General features: G+C 43.2%; 19 protein-coding genes and 3 riboswitches. Of the genes, 7 read left to right on the top strand and 12 right to left on the bottom strand.

Annotated elements, in window-relative coordinates; translation table 11 throughout:
• Positions 1 to 274: 274 nt before the first annotated feature.
• Genes rbsB through SporoP8_RS12790 form a run of 6 tightly spaced genes read right to left on the bottom strand, consistent with a single transcriptional unit; the run spans position 275 to position 5,909 of the window.
• Entirely contained in the window at positions 275 to 1,210 is a 936-nt protein-coding gene (gene rbsB / locus SporoP8_RS12815) for a ribose ABC transporter substrate-binding protein RbsB (protein ID WP_085132866.1), read from the bottom strand.
• A gap of 16 nt (positions 1,211 to 1,226) precedes the next feature.
• The gene (rbsC, locus tag SporoP8_RS12810) at positions 1,227 to 2,168 is read right to left on the bottom strand and encodes a ribose ABC transporter permease (protein ID WP_085132865.1); all 942 of its coding nucleotides are present in this window, start codon (positions 2,166 to 2,168) and stop codon (positions 1,227 to 1,229) included.
• Positions 2,155 to 3,651 (bottom strand): sugar ABC transporter ATP-binding protein, encoded by a 1,497-nt coding sequence (locus SporoP8_RS12805; RefSeq protein ID WP_085132864.1) that lies wholly within the window; start codon positions 3,649 to 3,651, stop codon positions 2,155 to 2,157. Before SporoP8_RS12805 ends, rbsC begins: the two co-directional genes overlap by 14 nt.
• A gap of 16 nt (positions 3,652 to 3,667) precedes the next feature.
• Complete coding sequence (rbsD, locus tag SporoP8_RS12800) at positions 3,668 to 4,057, bottom strand: D-ribose pyranase (RefSeq protein WP_085132863.1); 390 nt, start codon at positions 4,055 to 4,057, stop codon at positions 3,668 to 3,670.
• Positions 4,054 to 4,932 carry a ribokinase gene (gene rbsK / locus SporoP8_RS12795; RefSeq protein ID WP_085132862.1) on the bottom strand — a complete coding sequence of 293 codons (879 nt, stop codon included), beginning with the start codon at positions 4,930 to 4,932 and terminating at the stop codon, positions 4,054 to 4,056. Before rbsK ends, rbsD begins: the two co-directional genes overlap by 4 nt.
• Complete coding sequence (locus SporoP8_RS12790; RefSeq protein ID WP_085132861.1) at positions 4,932 to 5,909, bottom strand: LacI family DNA-binding transcriptional regulator; 978 nt, start codon at positions 5,907 to 5,909, stop codon at positions 4,932 to 4,934. The genes rbsK and SporoP8_RS12790 overlap by 1 nt, the downstream gene beginning before the upstream one ends.
• 624 nt (positions 5,910 to 6,533) lie before the next feature.
• On the opposite strand from SporoP8_RS12790, the gene SporoP8_RS12785 reads away from it, so the two are divergent.
• On the top strand, positions 6,534 to 6,854 hold the full coding sequence (locus SporoP8_RS12785; protein ID WP_085132860.1) for a GRAM domain-containing protein: 321 nt from the start codon (positions 6,534 to 6,536) through the stop codon (positions 6,852 to 6,854).
• A 207-nt stretch (positions 6,855 to 7,061) separates the two neighbouring features.
• On the opposite strand, the gene SporoP8_RS12780 is transcribed toward SporoP8_RS12785, so the two are convergent.
• The 3 genes from SporoP8_RS12780 to SporoP8_RS12770 all read right to left on the bottom strand — a co-directional run bounded on the left by SporoP8_RS12780 (position 7,062) and on the right by SporoP8_RS12770 (position 12,875).
• Complete coding sequence (locus SporoP8_RS12780; protein ID WP_085132859.1) at positions 7,062 to 10,118, bottom strand: YhgE/Pip domain-containing protein; 3,057 nt, start codon at positions 10,116 to 10,118, stop codon at positions 7,062 to 7,064.
• A 39-nt stretch (positions 10,119 to 10,157) separates the two neighbouring features.
• Entirely contained in the window at positions 10,158 to 10,727 is a 570-nt protein-coding gene (locus tag SporoP8_RS12775) for a TetR/AcrR family transcriptional regulator (RefSeq protein ID WP_085132858.1), read from the bottom strand.
• A 147-nt stretch (positions 10,728 to 10,874) separates the two neighbouring features.
• Entirely contained in the window at positions 10,875 to 12,875 is a 2,001-nt protein-coding gene (locus tag SporoP8_RS12770; RefSeq protein ID WP_085132857.1) for a DUF4430 domain-containing protein, read from the bottom strand.
• Positions 12,876 to 12,996: 121 nt separating this feature from the next.
• A riboswitch (cobalamin riboswitch) is annotated at positions 12,997 to 13,185 on the bottom strand.
• Positions 13,186 to 13,325: 140 nt separating this feature from the next.
• Positions 13,326 to 13,423, top strand: a riboswitch (TPP riboswitch).
• Positions 13,424 to 13,510: 87 nt separating this feature from the next.
• On the opposite strand from SporoP8_RS12770, the gene SporoP8_RS12765 reads away from it, so the two are divergent.
• Genes SporoP8_RS12765 through SporoP8_RS12755 form a run of 3 tightly spaced genes read left to right on the top strand, consistent with a single transcriptional unit; the run spans position 13,511 to position 16,061 of the window.
• The gene (locus SporoP8_RS12765; protein ID WP_085133638.1) at positions 13,511 to 14,278 is read left to right on the top strand and encodes an ABC transporter ATP-binding protein; all 768 of its coding nucleotides are present in this window, start codon (positions 13,511 to 13,513) and stop codon (positions 14,276 to 14,278) included.
• Between the two features lie 2 nt (positions 14,279 to 14,280).
• A complete protein-coding gene (locus SporoP8_RS12760; protein ID WP_085133637.1) occupies positions 14,281 to 15,024 on the top strand; it encodes an ABC transporter permease in 744 nt (247 codons plus the stop codon).
• Positions 15,021 to 16,061 (top strand): ABC transporter substrate-binding protein, encoded by a 1,041-nt coding sequence (locus SporoP8_RS12755; protein ID WP_085132856.1) that lies wholly within the window; start codon positions 15,021 to 15,023, stop codon positions 16,059 to 16,061. Before SporoP8_RS12760 ends, SporoP8_RS12755 begins: the two co-directional genes overlap by 4 nt.
• A 67-nt stretch (positions 16,062 to 16,128) precedes the next feature.
• Here the strand turns inward: SporoP8_RS12755 and SporoP8_RS12750 are convergent, their stop codons facing one another.
• Positions 16,129 to 17,619, bottom strand: a complete 1,491-nt coding sequence (locus SporoP8_RS12750; protein WP_085132855.1) for a S8 family peptidase — start codon at positions 17,617 to 17,619, stop codon at positions 16,129 to 16,131.
• A gap of 285 nt (positions 17,620 to 17,904) precedes the next feature.
• On the opposite strand from SporoP8_RS12750, the gene SporoP8_RS12745 reads away from it, so the two are divergent.
• Positions 17,905 to 18,978 (top strand): YARHG domain-containing protein, encoded by a 1,074-nt coding sequence (locus SporoP8_RS12745; RefSeq protein ID WP_085132854.1) that lies wholly within the window; start codon positions 17,905 to 17,907, stop codon positions 18,976 to 18,978.
• A 78-nt stretch (positions 18,979 to 19,056) separates the two neighbouring features.
• Here SporoP8_RS12745 and SporoP8_RS12740 read toward each other — a convergent pair whose 3' ends face one another.
• On the bottom strand, positions 19,057 to 20,277 hold the full coding sequence (locus SporoP8_RS12740) for a tetratricopeptide repeat protein (RefSeq protein WP_085132853.1): 1,221 nt from the start codon (positions 20,275 to 20,277) through the stop codon (positions 19,057 to 19,059).
• Between the two features lie 84 nt (positions 20,278 to 20,361).
• Positions 20,362 to 20,952, bottom strand: a complete 591-nt coding sequence (grpE, locus tag SporoP8_RS12735) for a nucleotide exchange factor GrpE (protein ID WP_085132852.1) — start codon at positions 20,950 to 20,952, stop codon at positions 20,362 to 20,364.
• A gap of 288 nt (positions 20,953 to 21,240) precedes the next feature.
• Positions 21,241 to 21,418: riboswitch (Lysine riboswitch) on the top strand.
• A 117-nt stretch (positions 21,419 to 21,535) separates the two neighbouring features.
• Here grpE and dapA point away from each other — a divergent pair.
• A complete protein-coding gene (dapA, locus tag SporoP8_RS12730) occupies positions 21,536 to 22,429 on the top strand; it encodes a 4-hydroxy-tetrahydrodipicolinate synthase (protein WP_085132851.1) in 894 nt (297 codons plus the stop codon).
• A gap of 863 nt (positions 22,430 to 23,292) precedes the next feature.
• Positions 23,293 to 23,898, top strand: coding sequence for a transposase (locus SporoP8_RS12725; protein ID WP_085132850.1), 606 nt, complete (start codon positions 23,293 to 23,295; stop codon positions 23,896 to 23,898).
• Positions 23,899 to 23,953: the final 55 nt, after the last annotated feature.

Below are 23,953 nucleotides of genomic sequence, written 5' to 3'. Positions count from 1 at the left end.
CGAAGCACCTTGAATCCGAGATCATGTGAGGTAACTACCCTATTGCGGGGCGTAAACGCTTTATCAATACCTGGTATCCGCTCTATGACATACGATATCCGCTCTATCGCACGCAAGATTCGCTCTATAGAGACGCCCAAAAGCTCTATTGCAGTCCACAACCGCTCTATGACACACCATATCCGCTCTATCCCCACCCCACCCCCACTCACAAAACACACAAAAAGCCCCCCAGCCAGAAAAACTGGCCAGAGGGCTCCTTTCAAACTACAACTTACTCTTTAATTAACTCCAAATCAACTGGAATATCTGCGTCTACTTCTTCGCCGTTTAGCTTTGCAACCGCCGCCTTCATTGCTTTCATCCCGATTTCCTCGGGCTTCTGTGCAATCGTCGCAGACAACTTACCGTCTTTGACAGATTTGATCGCGTCGTCTGTCGCGTCGAATCCAATCACTTGAATGTCCTTACCAGCTGACTGAATGGCTTCTAGTGCGCCCAATGCCATCTCATCATTATGCGCGAATACGCCTTGGATGTCCGGGTTAGCTTGCAAAATGTTCTCCATTACTGTCAAACCTTCTGCACGGTTAAAGTTCGCTGTTTGTTTCGCCACGATATTCACTTTGCCGTCAACCGCTTCGTTAAAGCCCGCTCCACGGTCACGCGCTGCGGATGAACCTGCGATCCCTTCAAGTTCCGCCACTTTCGGGTTATCCTCGCCAAGTAATTCCATCATGTATTCTCCAGCTAACACGCCGCCCGCTTTATTATCTGAAGCAATGTGGGAAACAACTTCTCCACCTTCTGCTCTGCGGTCTACCGTGATGACCGGAACTTTAGAACTATTTGCCGATTCCACTGCAGAGACAACCGCTTCAGAATCTGTAGGGTTGATGATCAATAAATCTACACCTTGCTGAATTAAATCTTCTACGTCACTCGCTTGTTTAGATGCATCGTCTTGTGCATCTACTACGATGACTTCGGATCCAGATTCTTTCGCTTGTTCCTTCACACCTTCACTCAACGTCACGAAGAATGGATTGTTAAGCGTCGATACGGAAAGCCCGATTTTATACGCTTTGTCGCCTTCATTTCCAGCCTCGCCTTTATCATCCGATGAAGACTCTGAACCTGGCTGATCCAATGAACAAGCTGCCATGACGAACACGACTGCCAAAAGTAGTAACCATTTGATATTTTTCATAAAAATTCACATCTCCTTATGCTGTTTTTTTGCGATCTAAGAGCACTGCGATTAATATTACTGCACCCTTTACAACCTGTTGGAAGAAAGAGGATACGCCTATCAAATTCAAACCATTATTCAAGACACCAATAATCAATGCACCAATTAATGTACCGACAATCCAACCGCGACCGCCAGTTAAGCTTGTCCCACCAAGTACAACGGCCGCAATGGCGTCTAGTTCAAACATATTACCCGCTGTTGGCTGTGCGGAGTTTAAGCGTGATGTCAAAATTAATGACGCAATGGCCGTCAGACCGCCTGCCAATGAATAAACATAAATCTTCACTCGATCAACATTAATTCCGGATAGACGTGACGCTTCTTCATTGCCACCGACCGCATACACACGGCGTCCGAACGTCGTTTTCTTCAATATAAAGTACAGCACTGCAAAGGAGATGGCCATCGTGATGACTGGGACGGGAATACCGAAAATATATCCTTTCCCAAGCATTTGGAATGTGAATGAATCGCCAAGTCCTGAGATCGGACGGCCTTCCGTATAGACTAAAGTCAATCCGCGGAAAATTGTCATCGTCGCGAGTGTCGCAATAAATGGTGCGACCTTTCCTTTTGCAATAATCAAACCGTTGATTGCACCGAGTAGCACACCTAGCAATACGCCAAGTAGCATGGCCAAAATCGGATCCATGCCGCCTGACATCATACCCGCCGTGACGGCACCGGTTAACGCGAGAATCGATCCAACAGATAAATCAATTCCACCAGTCAAAATAACAAACGTCATCCCGAACGCAATCAATGCGTTAATGGAAACTTGACGCAATACGTTGAACAAGTTGTTCAGCGTTAAAAAACTTGGACTCATAACTGAAATAATAACGACAATCAACAATAAACCGATGACCGGTCCTAATTTCTGTAATGACGATTTCATATTAGTCTTGGACAACTTTGTCACCTCCTGTTGCAAAATGCATAATGCGTTCTTGTGTCATGTCCTCTTTCGGTATATCTGCCATTAACTGGCCTTCGTGCATGACGAGCACCCGGTCTGCCATACCGATTACTTCCGGTAGTTCGGACGAAATCATCACAATGGCGACACCACGCTCAGCCAATTCATTGATGATACTGTAAATCTCTTTCTTCGCCCCAACGTCGACACCTCTTGTTGGTTCATCCAAAAACAGAATATCCGGCTCAATACCAAGCCATTTTGCGATGACAACCTTTTGCTGATTACCGCCACTCAACGACTTGACGATTTGTTCAGGTCCAGACGTGCGAACACCGAGACGTTTAGACATTGTGTCATATAACTGGTTTTCTTTTGTTCGTTGAATGACTCCTGAATTTGAAATTCGATTGAAGTTGGTAAGACACATATTTTCCCGAACCGAAAAATCAAGAATCAACCCTTCCGATTTCCGGTCTTCCGTGACATATCCAATACCGAGCTTTTTCGCTTGCAACGGATTCGAAATGACTACTTGCTTGCCATCAATGAAAATCTTACCTGCAGTGGGTTTCTTAAAGCCGAAAATCGATTGAATGACTTCCGTACGCCCCGCACCCATCAATCCAGCGATACCGACAATTTCACCTTTTCGCACTTCAAACGAGACATCTTCAAAATAGTCACTACGCGAGAGATTTTCTACTTTTAATTTAACTTCGCCTATTTCACACGCACGTGCTGGGAATCGTTCGCCCAGTTCACGGCCGACCATCATCTGGACGATTTCTTCAAACGTCGTGTCTTTTATATTTCGCACACCGACGTATTGACCGTCTCGCAAAATTGTAATACGGTCGCACATCGCGAAAATTTCTTCCATCCGGTGTGAAATATAAACGAATGAAACACCTTCAGCTTGCAATGCCCGAACAGTTGTAAATAACGTTTCAATTTCTCGATCCGTCAGTGCTGCAGTTGGCTCATCCATCACAATTAATTCAGCATTAGAAGAAACCGCCTTTGCGATCTCAATAATCTGCTGTTTACCGACAGATAATTCACGAGTGATCGTGCGTGCATCGACATGTAGCCCTAGTTTCGATAAAATTTCTTCCGCTTGACGATTCATTTCTTTCGTCTTCAAAATCCCACTTTTCCCGAACGTCTTTTCTTTACCTAAATAAAAGTTCTCAGCAACTGTCAAGTCCGGTAAAATATTAAGCTCTTGATGAATGACCGCTATTCCGGCAGCTTCAGCTTCCTTGGCGTTCTTGAACTCTACTTTCTTACCTTTGACCGAGATCTCCCCTGCGTCACGTGTATAAATCCCTGTCAAAATCTTCATCATCGTCGATTTCCCTGCACCGTTCTCTCCCATGAGCGCATGGATTTCACCTTTGACTACATTAAATTCCACATTGTCGAGTACTTTATTTCCATTGAAACTTTTCGATATTCCGCTCATCGCAATCATCTCTGCACACCCACTTTCAGAATATGACGCCTGACTGGACGATAATATTGGCATATGGTGTCGCCTCTCCTGTACGAATAATAAATTTCGATTGTCTGGATTGTTCTTTTAATTGATCATGTGTTAGTTCATCTATCGGACATTGTAATTGTGAGATTTCATTATAGACTGTAGGGTTTTCTGCTTTTAATTCGCTCGCAATATATACTTTTTCCGCTTGAAAGTCTTTCATGAGTTCCAATAAAATCTCCGTAAATCCTGGTTTTCCTACTGCGTAAGAAAGGTCGATGCACGGAACACCTTCAGGAATCGGCAAGCCGCAATCTGCAATCGTCAATTGATCGGTATGACCCATTTTAGCCAGCATAGCCGCAATATCGCGATTGATCATGCCGTGCTTTTTCATCGGCTCTCCTCCAAACGCGCTTCCACTTCTTCAAATGAAGGCATGCCACCTTGTGCGCCGAACTTTTCTACGGAAAGTGAAGCTGCCGCATTCGCAAAATGAACTGCTCGTTCCAAGTTCATTCCGGCTACAATCCCATGAGCAAGAGCTCCGTTAAACGTATCGCCAGCGCCTGTCGTATCCACTGCATTTGTCTTAAAGCTTTCTACGATGACATGCTTTTCTCCATCGAAGAATCGTGCACCGTCACTACCTAGCGTAATAATTAAACGGTTCGGATACTTTTCTAACGCACTGACCATATCCATGCCGAAGATCTGTTCACATTCCGTTTCATTCGGTGTCAAATAAGTAATCGAAGGCATCATGTCAAGTTCGAATCCGCCCGCCGGTGCAGGATTCAACATAACGGGAATTCCTAGCGCCTGGCACTTCGCCAATGTATAGATGACAGTAGGTATCGGAATTTCAAGTTGAAGCATGACCAATTGACTGCGCTTGATCAGGTCTTCTATCTTGTCAATATGAGTTGGCATCAACAATGAATTGGCGCCCGGTACGACGATAATCCGATTATCTCCTTCTGACAGCAATATATTCGCGATGCCTGAAGCTGCCTCCACCGTACCTACACCCGTGACGCCGACTTGATTCTGTTGAAGGTTATTTACAATGCTTGTACCGAATAAATCATTTCCTACGCAAGCAACCATATGTGTTTCACTACCAAGTCGCGCCGCAGCAATTGCCTGATTCGCGCCTTTTCCACCTGGCACTGTATCGAACACATTTCCAAGAACCGTCTCGCCCTGGTTTGGGAAATTCTGCGTGCCAACTACCAAATCCATATTGGCACTACCAATTACCGTTATCATCATGCTTCACTCCTTGTTGTTTGGCGAATGAGCAACTCTGCCGGAATCAGTACTTCACGCTCCGTCAACTCTTGCCCTTCAATTAATTTAATGAGCATCCTTGCTGCCATCGCGCCAATTCTATATAAGTCCTGTGCTACTGTCGTCAAGCCTGGCGTTAATTGGCTCGCAAGCATCGTTCCGTCATATCCAACAATTTGAAGCTGACTGGGTACATGAATACCTGCTGAATAGGCCGCTTTCATTGCGCCTGCTGCCGTCACATCACTACTCGCAAAAATTCCATCAATCGATACTTCTGCCAATACCTTTTTCACCATGGTCTCCGCTACATCGAACTGAAATGGACATTCAATAATATGTGTATGGATATCCTTCCCCTTCACCGCATCATTGAACCCAGCAAATCGATCATCTGCAGGACCTAATCCGGAAGGTCCTCGCATACAAAGAATGTTTTTACAGCCGCTCTCCAGTAAATGCTCTGTTCCTATACGAGCACCTTCGCGGTTATCCGTCGCAATATACGGTATCGACGAATGAATTCTTCGGTCAATTGCTACGATGGGTATATCCAATCCCATGTAATGTTCCGCTTCTGCGTGACTCGTCGCGACAATGAAACCCGCCACATATTTCTGTTGCAGCGTCTTCACATAATTAATTTCTTTCTCCAAATCTTCATCCGAGTTACACAGAATCACCGTGTATCCGTACGCCAACGCAACATCTTCAATCGCACGCGCCAGTTCCGGGAAAAACGGATTGACGATATCTGGAACAATCAACCCAATAAACGTAGATTGTTTCGTACTAAGCGAACGCGCAATCATACTCGGCTGATAATTCAACTCCTCAACCGCCTCAGCAATCACGCGTTTCGCCTCTTCACTTATGTATCCTTTATTATTTAAATAGCGTGAAACAGTCGCTACCGAAACTCCAGCGGCTTTAGCTACATCCCGTATATTTGCCAACTATTTCACCTACATTCTGTTCTATGTGGTACCGGTTACACATAATGATAACAGACGGAGTTTTTTAGTGTCAATAGGGAAGTAGTTTTGCTTTCAGCGTGGTTTATTGAGCAAATATTGGGTTAGATAGAGCGGATGGCGCGGGTGATAGAGCGATTAAATCAACACATTGAGCGCGCGCGGACTGGGAATGAGCGGATAACGCGGGCGATAGAGCACTCAAGACAACACATTGAGCGCGCGCGGACTGAGAATGAGCGGATAACGCGGGCGATAGAGCACTTAAGACAGCACATTGAGCGCGCGCGGACTGGGAATGAGCGGATAGCGCGGGCGATAGAGCGCTTAAATCAGCACATTGAGCACTCGCGGACTGGGAATGAGCGGATGGCGCGGGCGATAGAGCGCTTAAATCAACACATTGAGCGCGCGCGGACTGGGAATGAGCGGATAACGCGGGCGATAGAGCACTCAAGACAGCACATTGAGCGCTCGCGGACTGGGAATGAGCGGATACCGACGGACATAGAGCGTTTAAGCAAATCAAGATGTCTTGTCTATACATATCTATAGAGGTAAAATGAAAATAGAGTCATAGATAAAATCCATAGAGGAGAGATCTGCATGACGAATTCTCGAGAAAACGAAAAAGTCCAATATGAATTACCTGTGGACTTGCGAAAGAGTATAGATTACGTCAGTGGCAACTTATTTATTACAAATCAGCGCTTCATCTTCCAGCCACGCAATATGCATTTTCAAAGAGATATTTTGGAATTCAATATTTCCGACATCAATAATATAGACTCTTCCTTCGTGTTAGGTATTGTGCCGAACGGAATTACCGTGGAGTTAAAAGATGGTACTCTGCATACATTTGTTTTAGAGAGTTCACTATTTGTGAAATGCGATGATATTATTAAGACCGTTTGGGATTTGATGTAAATACTATAGGATTGAGAGAGCTGTTCCAATTGGTGGCAGCTCCTTTTGTTGAGCCGATAATCCGTAATCGCGTAGTATTCGACTTGTTTGTCTCGATGTCATTCCACTTGGGCCCAGCCCCTCCCCAACTCTTCAAAACACAAAAAAAACTGCACTAGAATTGGTCACGATCTACATGACTTCTAGTGCAGTCTCTCTTTCATTCCATCACATCACAATATTACTTTCCTTCGCCTTCTCAATAAACTTATCACTCGATTTATTGAAGAACTTTTTCAATCCAAGTCCTGCTACAAGCGCTAGTGCGAAGTAGATCAGTAGATAGAGGATTTGTTTTAACGCTACTGCCCAGATAATTCCACCGATTGATTCACGCAATAAGGTAATCGCATGCGTGAATGGCATAAATGCAGAAATCTGTTGGAAGAACTCGGGTGCCATTTGGATGGGGAATGTCCCTCCTGATGCACCAAGTTGCATGACCATCAAAACGATCGCGATGACTTTTCCGGTGTTACCGAATACGGACACGAGTGTGTAGACGATGGAAACGAATACTACACTGATCAGTACACCGAATAAGACAAATGGTAGCTTGTTCACGACGTAGACATTCATGATGAATAACTCACCGAGCGTGACGATCAATGATTGAATCGCCCCAATCCCAGCAAAGATAATTAACCGTCCAAGATACGTTTGATAGCTCTTGAATCGTGTCTTCTCGCGGATATCCACTTTCAACGTGGATACCATGAGCAATGCACCGACCCACAATGAAAGCGTCGTGTAAAACGGACTCATGGCTGAACCGTAGTTTGGAATCGGATATAACTGGTGCTCATTCAAGACGACCGGTTCAGCCAAAAACTTACTGACGCCTATTGGATCCGTTGCCAGCACATCCAATAATGTATCCAAGTCTCCGTCTTCTTCTAACTTGCGAATCTTTTCTGCCATCGTTTCAATGGTTTCGCGAGCTTCTGGGAAGTGTTTCTGCGCTTTCGCTAAATCTGTTTTCCCAAGCGCAATCCCTTCTTCTGCTTTTTCAAGCGCTGTACGTAAACGTGGGATCCGACCGTTTACTTCATCCAGTACGTCGGATACATCATACAACGCATTCGTAGCATCACGTATCGCAGATTTATACTTTCTCGTCAAATCATTATTGACAAAATCGATAGCATTTCCAACCGAACGATCTAATTCACCCGATACACGGTCGACTTCCGCCAAATGTTTCTTACCGTTTGCTTTTGATTCATTGATTCGACCGACTAAGCTGTCAACGGATGAATTGGCAGATGACAAACTGTCTTGAACCGTTTTGATTCGTTCGATTTCAGCAGACAGTGTATCGGATTTAATGAATTTTTCCAGGTCCGTTAATCCATTGTTAATGGAGCCAATTGCCGTCAGTCCACTATCGATACGGCCAACCATCTTTTGAAGCACTCCGATCGTAACTTTAGGATCTTCCGCAGTTTCTAGCAATCCTGCAAGCTTGTCATCAATTTCTGTCTTCGATGCTAGGAGTTCATTGAACCGATCACGCAGTCCTTCATCGAAAGTTTGTAATTGTTCAATCGCATCCTGGATTGCTTTTTGGCTATTTGCATCAAATTGATTGCGTGCATCGGTAATCTTTTGTTGACTTGCCTGTAGCTGACCGTTCAGTTGATTCAACAACTCGAGGCTAGGTTTTTCACCTTTATTAATAGTAGCTTGTACTTGATCAATAACGTGTTTAGTCGATGATAACTGATCCCGTAACGCGATGATTTTTTGTTGCAGACCGCCAATTTTGTCACTGCCTGTCACTTTACCTGCAGCTTCTAAAACAGTAATGACGGTATCCATTTTACCAATCTGACTTTCTATCGCGGTAGACATACTGTCGAGTTGTTCTTGGTATTTGCTGAAATCAATAGATTCACGCTTATCGATTAAGTTTTGAACGACTTTTTGTGCCCGGCTGTTTACTTCCGTCGCACGATCCAATAAGCCCGTGATATTCACAGAAAGCTCATTCAACTGCTTCAGGAGCTTTTCAGTTTGCGGTGATAATACATTTTCGTAATGATCTTTGATTTTATCCATATCTTCAGTGAGTTTACCCGACAACGCCTGTGTTTGCGTAATTAAATCAGTAGCCGGATTGTTACCGCTCTGCAAATCAGAAATGATGGTTTCCAAATTCGTTTTCAGACGGTTTAAATCTGTGGCGCTATTGTTCAAGGCACTCTGTAAATCTTTAATATTTGTTGAGTCTTTTAGATTCTGATCCTGTTTCTTTAAAAAATCGTAAATATCATCTAACCGAGCATTCGTATCTTCCAGTTTGCCTTGCTTATCACGTAGCGAATCGACAAGACGATCGATGTCTTCACCTTTGCCTGATAACTCGCTCGTCAAATTAGGTACTTTGCGGAATGCCGTCTGTGCGCTCTCCAAGTTAGATGTGATGACGCGCAATGTGTTATCTACGGTCTTTTCATTTTCCTGCAACTTACTGACCAAGCGTGCGTTCAACTTTTTCGCATTGGCATGCACGGCATTGACGTCGTCAAGCACAACATCTACACGATCAATAGAAGAGTCTGCGTAATTCAAGCCTTTATCCATCAGTTCTAACTTTGAATAGATTTCAGGAATGTCAAATTCCAATTGATAAATTAAATCACGTAGCTTTTCGATATTCACACGATTTCCTTCAAGTTCTACTCCGAGATTATTGAATACCTTGATGACTGCTTCATTCGCTTGTTCAACGAATGTTTTATCGATATTTTCTACAATAGCAGACGCACCTTTGCCCGCTACTTTCGGGGAAATTGCATTGATTTTTTCATTGATATAATAATCTAATGTGGGTTTCTTAATATCGTCGGTGATGACACTGCTTAAATTCTCTGAGAAGTCTTTTGGAATGATGATCGCAGCATAGTAATCACCATGTTTCACGCCTTTTAACGCTTCATCTTTCGTTACAAACTGCCAGCCGAGATCATCGTTCTTGGTCAGCGAGACGATGACTTCATCTCCGACATTGAATTCCTTATCCTCTATTTTCGCACCTACGTCTTCACTGACGACCGCGACTTCTACGCCTTTCGTATTGGAATACGGATCCCATGAAGCGAGTATGTTCATCCAAGCATATAGAGAAGGCAGAAATGCAATCGCCGCAATGACAATGAGTGCTGCTTTATTCTTGAAGATATTCCGAAGATCGCGTCTAACTATAAACCAAATTTTATTCATGTAATATAAACCCTCACTCTATATTCTGTCATTCGCACGTTACACTAACAAACTGGAAAAGATCGTATCGTTCAACAAGTCCGTGATTTGCTTTTCCGTCAGTTGTTCATGATGCGTCTTTGACCAATCGTTAACTAGTGCTAAATACGTTTTGAATAAAAGATATGCAATTAGCTCGCTGTCACATGGCTTTAATTCACCTTTTGCGACACCGCGATCAATCTTTCTTGCAATGAATTTTAATATTTCCTTCTCTATAGACGTTAACACGTCTCCTACAGCAGGTGTTCGTAACTCTTTCTCTTCTTCGATCAATTTAATAAATAACTGATGGGTCTCGCGAAATTTCAACAATTGCATAATACGCGCATGGGCATTCTCTTGAAATGACGCGCCTTCTTTAGCTGTCTGTTCGGAGACGTTTTTCATTTCTTCAACCATTTTCCAGACAATTGAATGAAATAACTCTTCTTTATTCGAGAAAAATGTATAGATTGTACCTTTCCCCACATTCGCAATCTTCGCTACTTGATCCATCGTCGTCGCTTTATATCCAAACATCGTAAACGATTTTTCAGCCGCCAATATAATTTCTTCTCTACGATCCATTATGACACTTCCTTCAGAAATGACCGGAATACCGTTTCGGTCTGCTAGTCATTATATTACATAGATTTATAGATAAATGCAAGATATTACACAAAAGACTACCATACAAGCCATATGGTACTGACTTGTATGATAGTCTTCAATTTTTTATTCGATTATAAATACTTTGCGAATCGGTTCTTTGATTACTTTATCGTTTGCTGATTTCACTTCGGTAATCGTTAAATAATAGAGTTCGCCTTTAGTATATCCAGCAATCGGCTTGATTTTCACTGATTTTCCATCTTCTCCGAGTGTTGTAGAAACATTAACAGTTTTACCCATTGCATTTCTCACGACTACTTTTTCTAAGTTCGCAGCATCATGCTGTAATGTATCTGAAAACGTGATAGTCCACTCTTTCATCGTTTGAACTTCATTTTCAAAATCGAAATACGTATAGGGTTGATCATTTTCGAGCACTACAACTTGCAGTATTTCTGAAGAGAGTTCGAGACCTTCAACTGCATCCAGCACTGTGCCCGCTTCCCCGATTTGAACGATCATCTTTCCGTCAACCACTTCTGTTTTTTCTACTTTTGCCGGGTGCAGTTCTCCAGTCTTTTCATCTATCACTTGAATTTGAAGCTTCCTATCTGTAACTGTAGCTTTTACATTTTCAGGTGATTTGAGTGAGAGTTCAGGGTTCGGTATAGGATTCCAATCATCTCCTAGATCTGCTCCCAAGTTCGTTGTATACTGCCAACGTAAAATATCGTCTTTCTTTAATTCATAAATTCCAGCACTATACTGCGGGAATTCACCATTGACTGAATACATCCAGCCACTTAGCGGACCGCCATCAAATTCCGCTACATTATTAATGCTTTTCACGTATAGGGTTGGACCTACACCAGTAAATTTGAATGGTATTGAGCCACTTTCTACTTCACGTTGTAGTACCGTGAACGCCGTATCCCCCGACTCAATTTCCAACTGTTTTGGGCTAATAATATCCCCCATATTCATTGTTCGTGTTTCTACGGAAAATGTAATATTCGTTGGATGTACTGGTGGCTCTATAGTTTCTTCTTCAGAAAATTGTTGCCAGACAGATTTACCCGTTTTAATTTCTTGTAGTGCAATTAAAGATTGTTCGACAGCTATCGTATTGACCCATTTATCGGCTGGTAAAGTGAATGCAAATGCTCCATTTTTCATTTGGAATTTGCTTAATGCATCTACAGGTGATTTCCCACCTTTTTGCCATTCGATAGATGTAACGTCTTCTCCTGAAGCAACCAGTCCTGAAATGACAGTCGCAATACTGTTGGAGTTTTCTCCCCAAGCGCCCCAGCCAGCTGTATCCAGTTGTTGTTCGCGTAAGACGTGTTTTGCTCGTTCAATGGCTGTATTCACCGCACTATCATCTTGATAATTTGCTAGTGCCAATAAGACCATCGCTGTCATATCGGGATCAGCTTTGTCTTGTACGTTTAATGAAAGAGAAAATCCACCCTTTTCCTTTTCTTGCTTTAACAAATGTTGTAACGCTTTTTCTTTCGCTTCAGCATTCCATGTTCCTACGTCCTGCCCACGCTTCATACCTGTATCTAAAGCGAGCATCGCCCAGGCGTGTTTATTTATAGGACCAATTGATCCATCTGCTTTTTGTTGTGCCGCTAACTCTGCATACAGATTACGATTCGTTTCCCACGCAGTAGTTGGATCCTTCCCTACTGCCAGCAAACCAAAGATATAACGGATATGGTCTGTATCTGACTCGTCACTATTTAATTCTGGATCTTTAGTAATCCACTCTGGTAATCGTGCTGTACCATCAATTAATTGCGAACTAGATGCGCCCAATCCAACCAGTTCCGTCCAACTAATTCCCGGCATACCCCATCTAAAGTTATCCTTATTATATCTCTCTTCTTCATAAAAACGTAACGTATCCGCTAGCATCTCGTCTACCGTACGAATAACTTCTGGTATAGCTGGGGTATGATTCGCAGTAGTGTTTACATTTGCCAGCTCTTCAACTGTTCCTTCTGTTTTCTCTACTCCTGTATCCACGGCTTGTACTGTCGGAGTTACAAACGACAACATCAACCACAAGCTTACTAACACAGAAAACGTCTTGCTTACTCGACTACCTTTCTTCAACGACTCCTACCCCCTATTTTTTTTAATAAAAAAATCCCGCCTCCGGAAAGAGACTAGGATGGATGGATGCGTGTTTAGACATACCTAATACAACACCACATACACACCTTTTTCCGGAAGGTTGTAAGCATGGTATTATGGTAAGTCTCCTGACTTTTGGATACCAACGCAACTTCAACCTTCCCAGTACGAATACCAGTGGTTGTCTGAAGTCACTTTCCAATTACAGTGGCCGGACCGTTCAGGATTTTCACCTGATTCCTTTTTAAGTCTTGCAAACTAGCAAGACACCAAAATACGCTATAAACTCCTCTTTATCATAAGGAGTCGACATAACAATTGCAATAGCGTAATATTTGACGGTTCATCTATTTACAGGCTTCTATCCTATACCAATTTCCCTCAAAGCTATCTTGACTATCTTTTCAGACTATGTAACGATAAGAGATGGATAAACACTAGGGGTGCTTTTGCTGAGAGAGGCGTTCGCCTTAACCCTTGAACCTGCTCTAGATAATGCTAGCGGAGGGAAGTGGACATATGACGGATTTTATCCGTACTATGCAACCGCTTCGCATAGAGAAGTGGTTTTTTTTGTGTGAATTTTTTAAGAAATGAGAAGTGGTAAGAATATGATGAATAAAGTTTTAGAGTTTACTAATGTCTCTTTTCATTATCAAGCTACGAAAGCTTCGAAACCAACTGTTATTTTCGATCAAGTTGACTGGCACGTGAAGGAAGGCGAATTCGTTAGCATCATTGGACCAAGCGGCTATGGCAAAAGCACGTTATTTCGACTCATCACTGGCCTAGAGAACCCTGACAGTGGACAGATTTTATTGGACGGAGAAGTGACTACGAAACGGTTAGGCAAGGTTGGCTATATGCCCCAGCAAGACTTACTCATGCCGTGGCGGACGATTCTTGAAAATGTTCAATTACCTGTAGAGCTTCAAAAACGTAAACCTTCTTCCGATGAAATCATCCAGTTACTTGCTGACTTCGGACTGGCAGGAGAAGAAAACGCCTATCCTGGAAACTTATCAGGCGGGATGCGACAACGTGTTTCTTTTTTGCGCACAATCCTGACTGGCTCAAATATTTTATTATTGGACGAGCCATTTAGCGCACTAGATGCGATCACGCGGCTGACGATGCAAGAGTGGCTAATCGATCAATGGCAGAAGCTCGATAAAACGATCGTCTTCATCACACATGATATTGACGAAGCCTTATTCCTATCCGATCGCATCTTTGTACTCGCTGAAAAACCGGTACAGGCGATTCGCGAAGTCGTCGTGCCTCTCAGCCGACCACGCACTATGCGAGACTTGGCACGACCGGAACTGATGGAACTGAAAGAGCAACTTATCAGCGAGCTTCGTTCGGAGGCGCGACTATGAAGATGACTTCGTATAGTTGGTCTATACTTCTCGTCGCGATGCTACTTGGCGTATGGGAAATCGCAGCGCGACTTTACGACAAAAGTTTCCTCTTTCCGTCCCCTTCAGCGATTCTGATCAGATTATGGGAGCTGAAAACGGAGCTGTTTATCCATCACTTACCTCCGACTGCTTTAACTATTTTGATCGGCTTATCGATTTCGATCATCATCGGATCCACACTAGCGATTGCGATGTATAGTAAGAAACCAATTGAGCAAGCATTTTACCCTATTTTGATCGCGTCGCAAACGATTCCTGTCATTGCGCTTGCACCGATTTTTGTCTTGTGGTTCGGCTACAGCATTTGGAGTAAAGTCGCAGTCACCGTCCTGATCACTTTTTTTCCGATCACCGTCAGCGTGTTCGACGGCTTACGCTCGTCAGATAAAAACTTACGTGAGTTAATGTTGACAATGGGCGCATCCGCCAAAGATATCTTCTATAAGCTAGACCTACCTTCCGCTTTGCCATCTTTCTTCTCTGGACTCAAAGTGGCGGTCACACTTAGCGTAATCGGTGCGGCCATTGGAGAATGGTTAGGCGCGCAGGCAGGACTTGGATATTTCAGCAGAAGAATGATGACGCAATTTGATAGTGCTGCTGTATTCGCACCGATCGTCTTGCTTTCTGCAGTAGGCATTATCTTCTTCCTACTCGTCGTCGTATTGGAAAAATACTTTTTACAATGGAGGAATCATCAATGAAAAAACGTCTGTTCCTTAGCATCACGTTTCTTCTTCTACTTCTAGCTGGATGTACAAATGATACAACCCCTGCCAATCAAGAAGAGACACCGAACAATGAAAAGAAAAAAGTCAGCATTATGCTCGACTGGTATCCGAATGCCGTACATAGCTATATATATGTTGCGCAAGAAAAAGGGTTTTTTAATGAAGAAAACGTGGAAGTGGACATTCAATTCCCTGCCAATCCGACCGATCCCATGAACTTGACCGCAGCTGGTAAAGTGACACTTGGATTGTATTACCAACCGGACGTCATTTTAGCGCAAGCAAATGAAGATATTCCGGTTAAAGCGATTGCCTCCATCGTACGTGAGCCGCTTAATTACACAGTCATGTTGGAAGAAAGCTCGATTCAATCACCTAAAGATCTTGAAGGCAAAACAGTTGGCTATCCTGGAATTCCACTGAACGAATCTCTGATTAAAACGATGGTAACGAATGACGGTGGCGATTATGACAAAGTGAATATGATCGATGTTGGATTTGAATTGGAATCTTCACTCGTTTCGAAACGCGTCGATGCCGTAACAGGAACATTTATTAACCACGAAGTGCCTGTTATGGACTCGAAAGGATTCAAAACGCGCTACTTTAATCCAGTAGACTATGGCGTGCCGAATTATAGTGAAATCGTGTTGTTGACGAGTGATGATACATGGAATAAAGAACAAGACGCCATCCAGGCTTTCTGGCGAGCAGCTCAAAAAGGCTATGAATTTATGGTAGAACAGCCCGAAGAAGCACTCGACCTCTTGCTGAACAACCAAGATCAAGCAAACTTCCCGCTAGACAAAGCAATCGAAACGGAAAGTTTACAAGTGTTATTACCTAAGATGGATACAGATGGTGAAGCATTTGGCACGCTGGATGAAACGTCTTGGAAAGAAGTACGGGACTGGCTACATGAAATGGAAATGATCAAGACGAAACCTGAAGTGGATGAGATGATCTTAGATATCAATACGGGAGAAATGTTCTCTAAATTAACGAAATAAAATACTCAAAAGGCTATTGCGAGAGTCTCCATGACGGACCGCAATAGCCTTTTCCGATGATATTCGATTAGTGAGGCAGTACGGTAAACTTCACAGCAAATGACTTCTTCATCGCAACTCCATTCTTATTTTGCGCACCTTGATCCACACGTAAATAATGAACCCCTTGTGGCCATTCAGTAGTTGGTGTAATGAATAATTGCTTACTATTTAAAGGATCCACTTTCGCTGTAAAACTTTCGATACGTTCTGTGCTATTTGGCGAACGGGTAATGTAAATATGTCGAGCATAGTCTTCTTCCAGTAGCAATGCACTAGTGAACTTGATTTTGAATACCTTATTTGGTTGTACATGCAGTTCAGGAAAATCGCCCTTAAATTCATTCAGCAATGCGTTGCTAAGTCGTTCTATATTAACTAATCCCGCACCGAAATGAATGTCTTTTCCCGGCGCCCCTAAGTCTGTCGCGGTCGTTTCAAGTAACCGTCTAATCTCAGTGGGCGTCGCTTCGGGCTTTATAGATTTCAATAACGCCGCTGCGCCTGCTACCATAGGTCCTGAAAAAGAAGTTCCACTGACTGACTTATAGCTATTATTAATTGTTGTTGTATAGACTGCCGCACCTGGAGCAACTAAGCTAACGTGAGAGTTATAGTTTGAAAAGTAAGCGCGCTGATTATCTCTTTCTGTTGCCCCCACTGAAATTACAGAAGCGTAGGATGCAGGAAACATGATGGAATTTCCCTCCATTGCATCGTTTCCTGCAGACGCAACGACCGTAATACCCGATTCCACTGCACGCTGTATCGCTTTTTCCTCCAATTGGGAAGCTTGGCTACTTCCGTAACTCATGTTGATCACGTCGACTTGTTTCTTGATGGCGTAATCAATCGCTTGGATACTATCTGACACTTTACTGAGCCCGTTCAGATGCGAGACTTTCAACGGCAATACTTTGGTATCATATATTCCTGTAATTCCCACTACCCCTAGATGATTCCCAGCCCTAGCCGCAATGACGCCTGCGATTGCGGTTCCATGGCCGTTGACGTCCTGAACATTCGTATTATCTGCGTAAAAATTATAACCGCCTGGCTGTATTCGCCCTTGTAAATCTTCATGATATAGATCAATACCAGAATCAATGACGGCTACGACGGTATTTTTCTTTTGCTCTTGCACTCTAGACCACATCAACTGCGGCTTTAGTTTTGGAATCCACCACTGCTTCACAAGAAGAGGATCGTTGAATACGACATGTGAAGAGCGCTCATAATTCGGTTCAATATGTAAAACATTTGGATCTTCGAGAAGTTGTTCCTTCATCAGAAGCATCTCAGCAGAATCTGTAAAGCTCCATAACTCCACTTCGTCTGTAATAGTTTCGCGGTTTTCTACACCCGATAAGTTTTCGTCTATAGAAAACGTTTGGCGATTATTTTCATACTCTACCAGTAACTCATTTGAAATCACTTCCGCACTGACTATTTCTTGTAAACCAAATACCGCCATCCATCCAATGCATATAATCAAAAGTAGATGATGCTGCCTTTTCATTCGACCCTCTTTTCTTCCCTGTCACACTTTAGCAATATGGGATTCTTTTAAACCATTATAACTCACCATTTACCATCTTCATACATCCTATACGTTAGATAGGACTACTTTACCTGAGATATTTTGAGAAACCCACTTTCCTAAATACTCTACGCCCTACTTCCTTTATGCAACTACCTGCCTTACGTCTAGAATAATCCCGTCAGTCATAGTATAATCTTGACTACATTGGTATCTATACTCATTTTAAAAGAGAGAGCCATAGCATGAAGTAGGAGAATTTATATGAAAAAATGTCCGATATGTAATGAAATGAATAGAAAACAGCAAGAGTACTGTACACACTGCAAAGCATTTCTGGCATCACGCTATTCCAATAAAAAACGGTCGTTACTGAAAACACCAGTGTACCCGGTTTTATTACTAGCTATTGTGCTAGTCGCGATTACAAGCTATTACGCTATGGAAACCAAATACGGTCGTAAGGCAACAACTGAGCACTTTATTTCAGCGCTGATCGAGCAGGATCATGATGCTTTGCATGAATTGATTGTGCCGAAAGATAGTCGTATTTCAATCAACGCAGAAAGTATTGGAGCATTGCTTACATTGGTGGAAAAAAACCCTTCTATCGTTCAAGTAGTAGAAACTAATTTAAAAGAAAAGACCGACGAAGGCATGTTCTCCATGCGCATAACAGGAAAACGATTCGGCCTCTTCCCGCGCTATACGATCAATCCGACGGGCTATATTCTCAAAGTGAAATCTATCGGGGAGGAAACCGTCCTGTCAATTCATGACACAGAGATGGGCTATATCAAAAAAAGTAAAGAACAAGCAGAATTTGGCCCGTATATGGCAGGGATATATCCAATCAAAATGACGACCACTTTGAATGATGAAAGCGTGCGCGAAGAAATTCAAGCAAACGTATTCGGAGCGAAGCAATCGGTTCATCTCGCTTTTGATTCGATCAAAGAATTGGCGATCGCAACCAATACGGAAACCGACAACGATTTGCCAGTCGTGCAAAACGACGTCGTAAAAGAAGAACCTGTCGAAACGGTAATTGTCAAAGAAGTGATTAAAGAAGGACCAGCTGGTGGTTCAAACGACCATTTCATCATCTCGTACAGCGGTGATGTCTTCCTCGATACTTCCGATTTAAAAGGACTGTCAAAAGATGATTTACGTTTAGCGCGCAATGAAATCTATGCACGGCACGGCTATGTATTCAAATCAAAAGAACTGCAGAACTACTTTGGCTCACAGTCTTGGTACGAACCGAATCCATCCTTCGATGGAAAAATGACCGAGTGGGAGAAGCATAATATTGAGTTGATTAAATCACAAGAATGAAAGAAGGAGCAACCCGCGAAGTCAGCTGACTTCGTGGATTGCTCCAGTTTTTTTGGAGTAGCGCGGTCACAAGCTAACTCAGCTAGCTTCTTCGTCATCCCCACTCTCGCCTTCTACTACAAACTTCTTCATAGCCCTTGCTTCATACGTCACCCAGTCTTCATCGGGCTTGTTGATCAATTCGTCCAAAATCGAAACCGCTTGTGCCTCTTCACCGAGCTGCCACAAAGCACGGCTCTCCTGAAGACGAATCCCTTCTCGGTAAGGTGATTCCATATAATTCACATCTTGTTCTTTACGGAATGCTTTCGCGACCTCCACGACATCTTCATACTTCTGCTCGCGTAAATAACTCGAAGCTAGGAAGTACGATGCATCGTCCGTGAAGTAATCACTTTCTTCCGTGCGCACAGCGTATTCAAAATACACAACAGCTGCTGGGAAGTCTTCCTTTACGAATTGCCTATAGCCTTCATTATAATACATATTTGCTGCTTCATTTGAAACGAATGCAAGCTCTGTTTCTTCTTTTGGCTCTACCTCTTCTACTCTTTTTTCAACCGGCTCTTCTTTCTTAGACACAGTCTCCGTAATAGCCGGTTTTTTCACCGGTGCTGTAGTGGGTGCCTCCGTAGCGGTTTCAGGCTGTGTCAGTAGATTCGCTAGTAACCAGACGAAAAATACTAACAGCACGGTCGCAATACTAGCGAATAGTACTACCGCCTCTTTTTTCAGCTTACGTTTGCGCCTAGGCTTAGGAACCGGTCGTGCGATATCTGGACGTGGAGGTTCTGCCGCCACAGCACGTTTGATAGTCGGATCGTCGAGTACATACAAAGGTAGCCCCGCCGTATAACGAGATAAAGTACCGCTTTCATAACGCGCCAACAAGACCGTTTTCATACGATATAATTCAATCGGGACGGGCAGTTTTCCTGCCAGTTGAATCGCGTGATCAATAATATGTAGTGCGTTTTCACCAAATCCTAGCTGAATTTCCGACACTGCATGGTTGTATTCATCGATGACCTGCGTATACGTGTCCCAATTGTCGGTAATCGTTTGCTTCAATTTAATGGCATGTGACTCGTCGCTATCTAGTTCCTTCAGGTAAGCTAATGCCACATGCAAATTTCCGACCTTACTCTCAAGCAACGCTTTATGCCACAGAATCTGCTTGCGGCTAACATTCAACTTTTCCAATTCCCGTATCGTATCAAGTGCCATCGTGTAACGTTTCTGTCGTATCTCTTGTTGCATTTGCTGAATTAGCATAGGAACGTTAGTAAATGAACTCATTGAATCACCTCCACCTACTAAACGGGCGTACGTAGTGACTCACCCATTGATCAATTGTTATGCTCGTCATAAACGTTCCCCCTTTTACGAAACCGTTTTCACTAGTGCATCTTGAATGACTTGACCTTCTATTGAAAAGGCTCTGCGGAATACAGCCGCCACTTTAAAACGCTCGATCCCTTGTGCTTCTTCTTCGGGTATAGTGCCAACCGCTTCCATATAGCTTTCATCGAAATACTCATCGTACACCGGTAACTCTGTTATACCGATTTCTTCAAGTAAGAGCTGCGCTTGATCCATCACGGCATCCAATTGTGCAAGTAAATCGACAGATGCAGGATCAACCGTTTGACGCACGTCTTCAAATAAACTAAAGATTTGCACCGCGCGTTTTGCCATTTGGACGCGGTCTTGCAATGCTTCATCTTGCAAACGCGTGATGGCCTCATCAACGGGCAAGACGGCTTGATTGCTCTCCAACAATTCTTCTAGGGAGCGAAAACTCGTCGATGTAAATTGCTGAAATTGCTTTAAATCTTCTTGTGTGACGGGCTTCTCGATAGGATCTACTTCGAAATCTTCAATCGTAATTTTCTCCAACTGTAATAATTCTTTATCCAATATGCGCTGTAACTCTTCCGGCCTGTTATTCGCGGACTCATGTATAGTACTCATCGAATTCCCCTTTTCAGAAAACTTATGTAATGCATAAATCAAGCAAGAAAAGCCCAGTTTACCCTTAGGCTATTATACTGATAAGATAGCACTTTTTGGAGGCTAACACAATACTGGGCAGTGAATTGTCGAAGGAATGAGGCGACTTTCGTACACTTGTTGACCCATTGTTGCACGAAGTGGCATCGATAGACAGAACATTCATCTAGAAATGTTAAGGTTGCTATTTCTTCAGATAACAAGTAGAGTAGGGATTAATTAAACTTTCACTTATTTCGATAATTTCGGAGTAAGGATAGAGGCGCAAAAACCATTAGTACACAATCAGAGAATCATGAGGTTCTGTGAAGATTGTGGAAAGGGGAATTTGCCGAAGCGGCGAGACACTCATGATCTCCAAGCTGATTCTGGACTGAACAAGTGCAGGATTGTCATATAGGAAACTATATGGTGGGCTATCTCGTGCAAAGAAATAATTCATTATTTCAACGCAACAGCGAGCCCTCGTTGTTGCTTTTTGCGTTCAATTACGTACCGCCCCCACCTCTATGTTTTTTAATAAAATGATAGGATGTGGAGAATAATGAATTTCGGATCAATTATGACAGCGATGGTTACTCCGTTTGATGAAAGAGGAGACATCGATTACCCAGCAACACAAAACTTAATCAATCACTTACTAGCCAATGGAACAGACGCACTAGTTGTCGCAGGTACGACAGGAGAATCACCTACTCTTACTGCACAAGAGAAAGTAGAACTATTCAAATTCACTGTGCAAACCGTGGCTGGTCGCGCACCAGTTATTGCAGGTACAGGAACAAACAGTACAAGAGAATCCATCGACTTGACGATCCAAGCAGAAGAAGCTGGCGTCGACGGAATTATGCTTGTCGTCCCGTATTATAATAAGCCTTGTCAAGAAGGATTGTACCAGCACTTCAAGACGATTGCACAAACGACTACATTACCGGTCATGCTGTATAACATCCCAGGACGTAGTGCCGTGAATATGTTGCCCGAAACGATTATCCGATTGGCTAACAACGTATCGAATATTACTTCTGTCAAAGAAGCAAGTGGTGATCTAGAAGCTGTTGCAGCGATCATTGAACATACCGGAGATGACTTCTTTGTCTACACAGGTGATGATGCGTCTACACTTCCTGTACTCGCTATTGGCGGCACAGGCATTGTGTCGGTTTCTGCTCATATTATAGGAAATGAAATGCAAGAAATGGTGCGCCACTTCAAGACCGGCAATACCAAGCAAGCTGCTACCATTTATCGTGGCCTATTGCCGATCATGCAAGCGATGTTCGCTGCACCGAACCCTTCTCCTACAAAAGCCGCGCTGAACTTGACGGGCGTACCGGTTGGTGGCGTTCGTTTACCGATGATTGCGTTGCCTGACGAACAAGTAGAATCGTTAAAAGACCTTCTAGCGCTTCGAAACCAATCCGCAATCAGCCTTTGATCCATATATAGAAACCACCTTAAGCTGCTGCGAGTCGACCGTATGATATGGTCGTCTCGTAGCAGCTTTTTGATTCATTCGATACGGTGCCAGGTTCTACGATACGGTACCAGGTACACACACAATTCGAACACAATTCGGCTGTGATACGACACAGTACCAGGTCCTCACACAATTCGAACTCAATTTGGCTGTGATACGATACGGTACCAGGTCCTCACACAATTCGAACACAATTCGGCTGTGATACCGACACAGTACCAGGTCCTCACACAATTCGAACACAATTCAGCTGTGATACGATACGGTACCAGGTCCTCACACAATCCGAACACAATTCGGCTGTGATACGACACAGTACCAGGTCCTCACACAATTCGAACACAATTCGGCTGTGATACGACACAGTACCAGGTACACACACAATTCGAACACAAATTGGCTGTGATACGATACAGTACCAGGTCCTCACACAATTCGAACACAATTCGGCTGTGATACGATACGGTACCAGGTACACACACAATTCGAACACAATTCGGCTGCGATACGACACAGTACCAGGTCCTCACACAATTCGAACTCAATTTGGCTGTGATACGATACAGTACCAGGTCCTCACACAATTCGAACACAATTCGGCTGTGACACCGACACAGTACCAGGTCCTCACACAATTCGAACTCAATTCATTCAGGAATTAAATTCTTCTACTGTAACAGCTGCAAAAATTCAATTCTTCAAACCTATAACGTTATTCGTACGCACTTTCCATTTTCCAAAATTCAATTTCACTCTTTTGACCAAAATAAAACTTCTCCACTATACTCAATATATTCACAAAATAATAGGAGGAGAGGTTAATGGCAAGACGTAAACGGAATTGGAGGCCGAATGCAAACTACCATGTCGTCATGCGCGGCAATAACCGACAGAACATCTACAACACGGAAGATGATATGTGGCATCTGATGCGATGCATAGGCCATGCATCTATCTATTATCAATTCACAATTTTCGCGTTCTGTATCATGACCAATCACTATCATATTCTACTTCAATCTGAAGACAGCCTATCTAAAATCATGCGGCATATCAATCGAAAATACAGCGATTATTACTCTAAACGTTATGGATATATTGGACAACTTTATCAGGGCCGATATTATTCTAAAGAAGTAAAATCTCCATACGCAATGCTCGCTGTAAGCCGCTATATTCACCGCAATCCGATCACAACAAAAACACCTTTGGTCAAGCATTTGGCTGATTATCCATTCAGCACATTCCCCTACTATCACTCTTCTGCACCGTCACCTTATCCGTATCTAGATACATCAAAACTCCCACACTGCCTACCTCAACCATTCGAGAAAACTACAGAAGCCTACGTGCATTATTGTTTGATGGACATAGAGGATATTTTGAACCGCCAGAAAAGTAAGGACATTCTAGAAGCGTTCCCTTAATCTCAATATAATGAAATACCAAAAGACTTCTAATGTACTGGATTAGAAGTCTTTT

This window comes from Sporosarcina ureae, assembly GCF_002101375.1.
In the GTDB taxonomy this organism is placed as follows: Bacteria; Bacillota; Bacilli; order Bacillales_A; family Planococcaceae; genus Sporosarcina; species Sporosarcina ureae_B.
The sequence above is the reverse complement of the archived record's forward strand: the minus strand, read 5'-3'. Positions and strand labels throughout refer to the sequence as shown.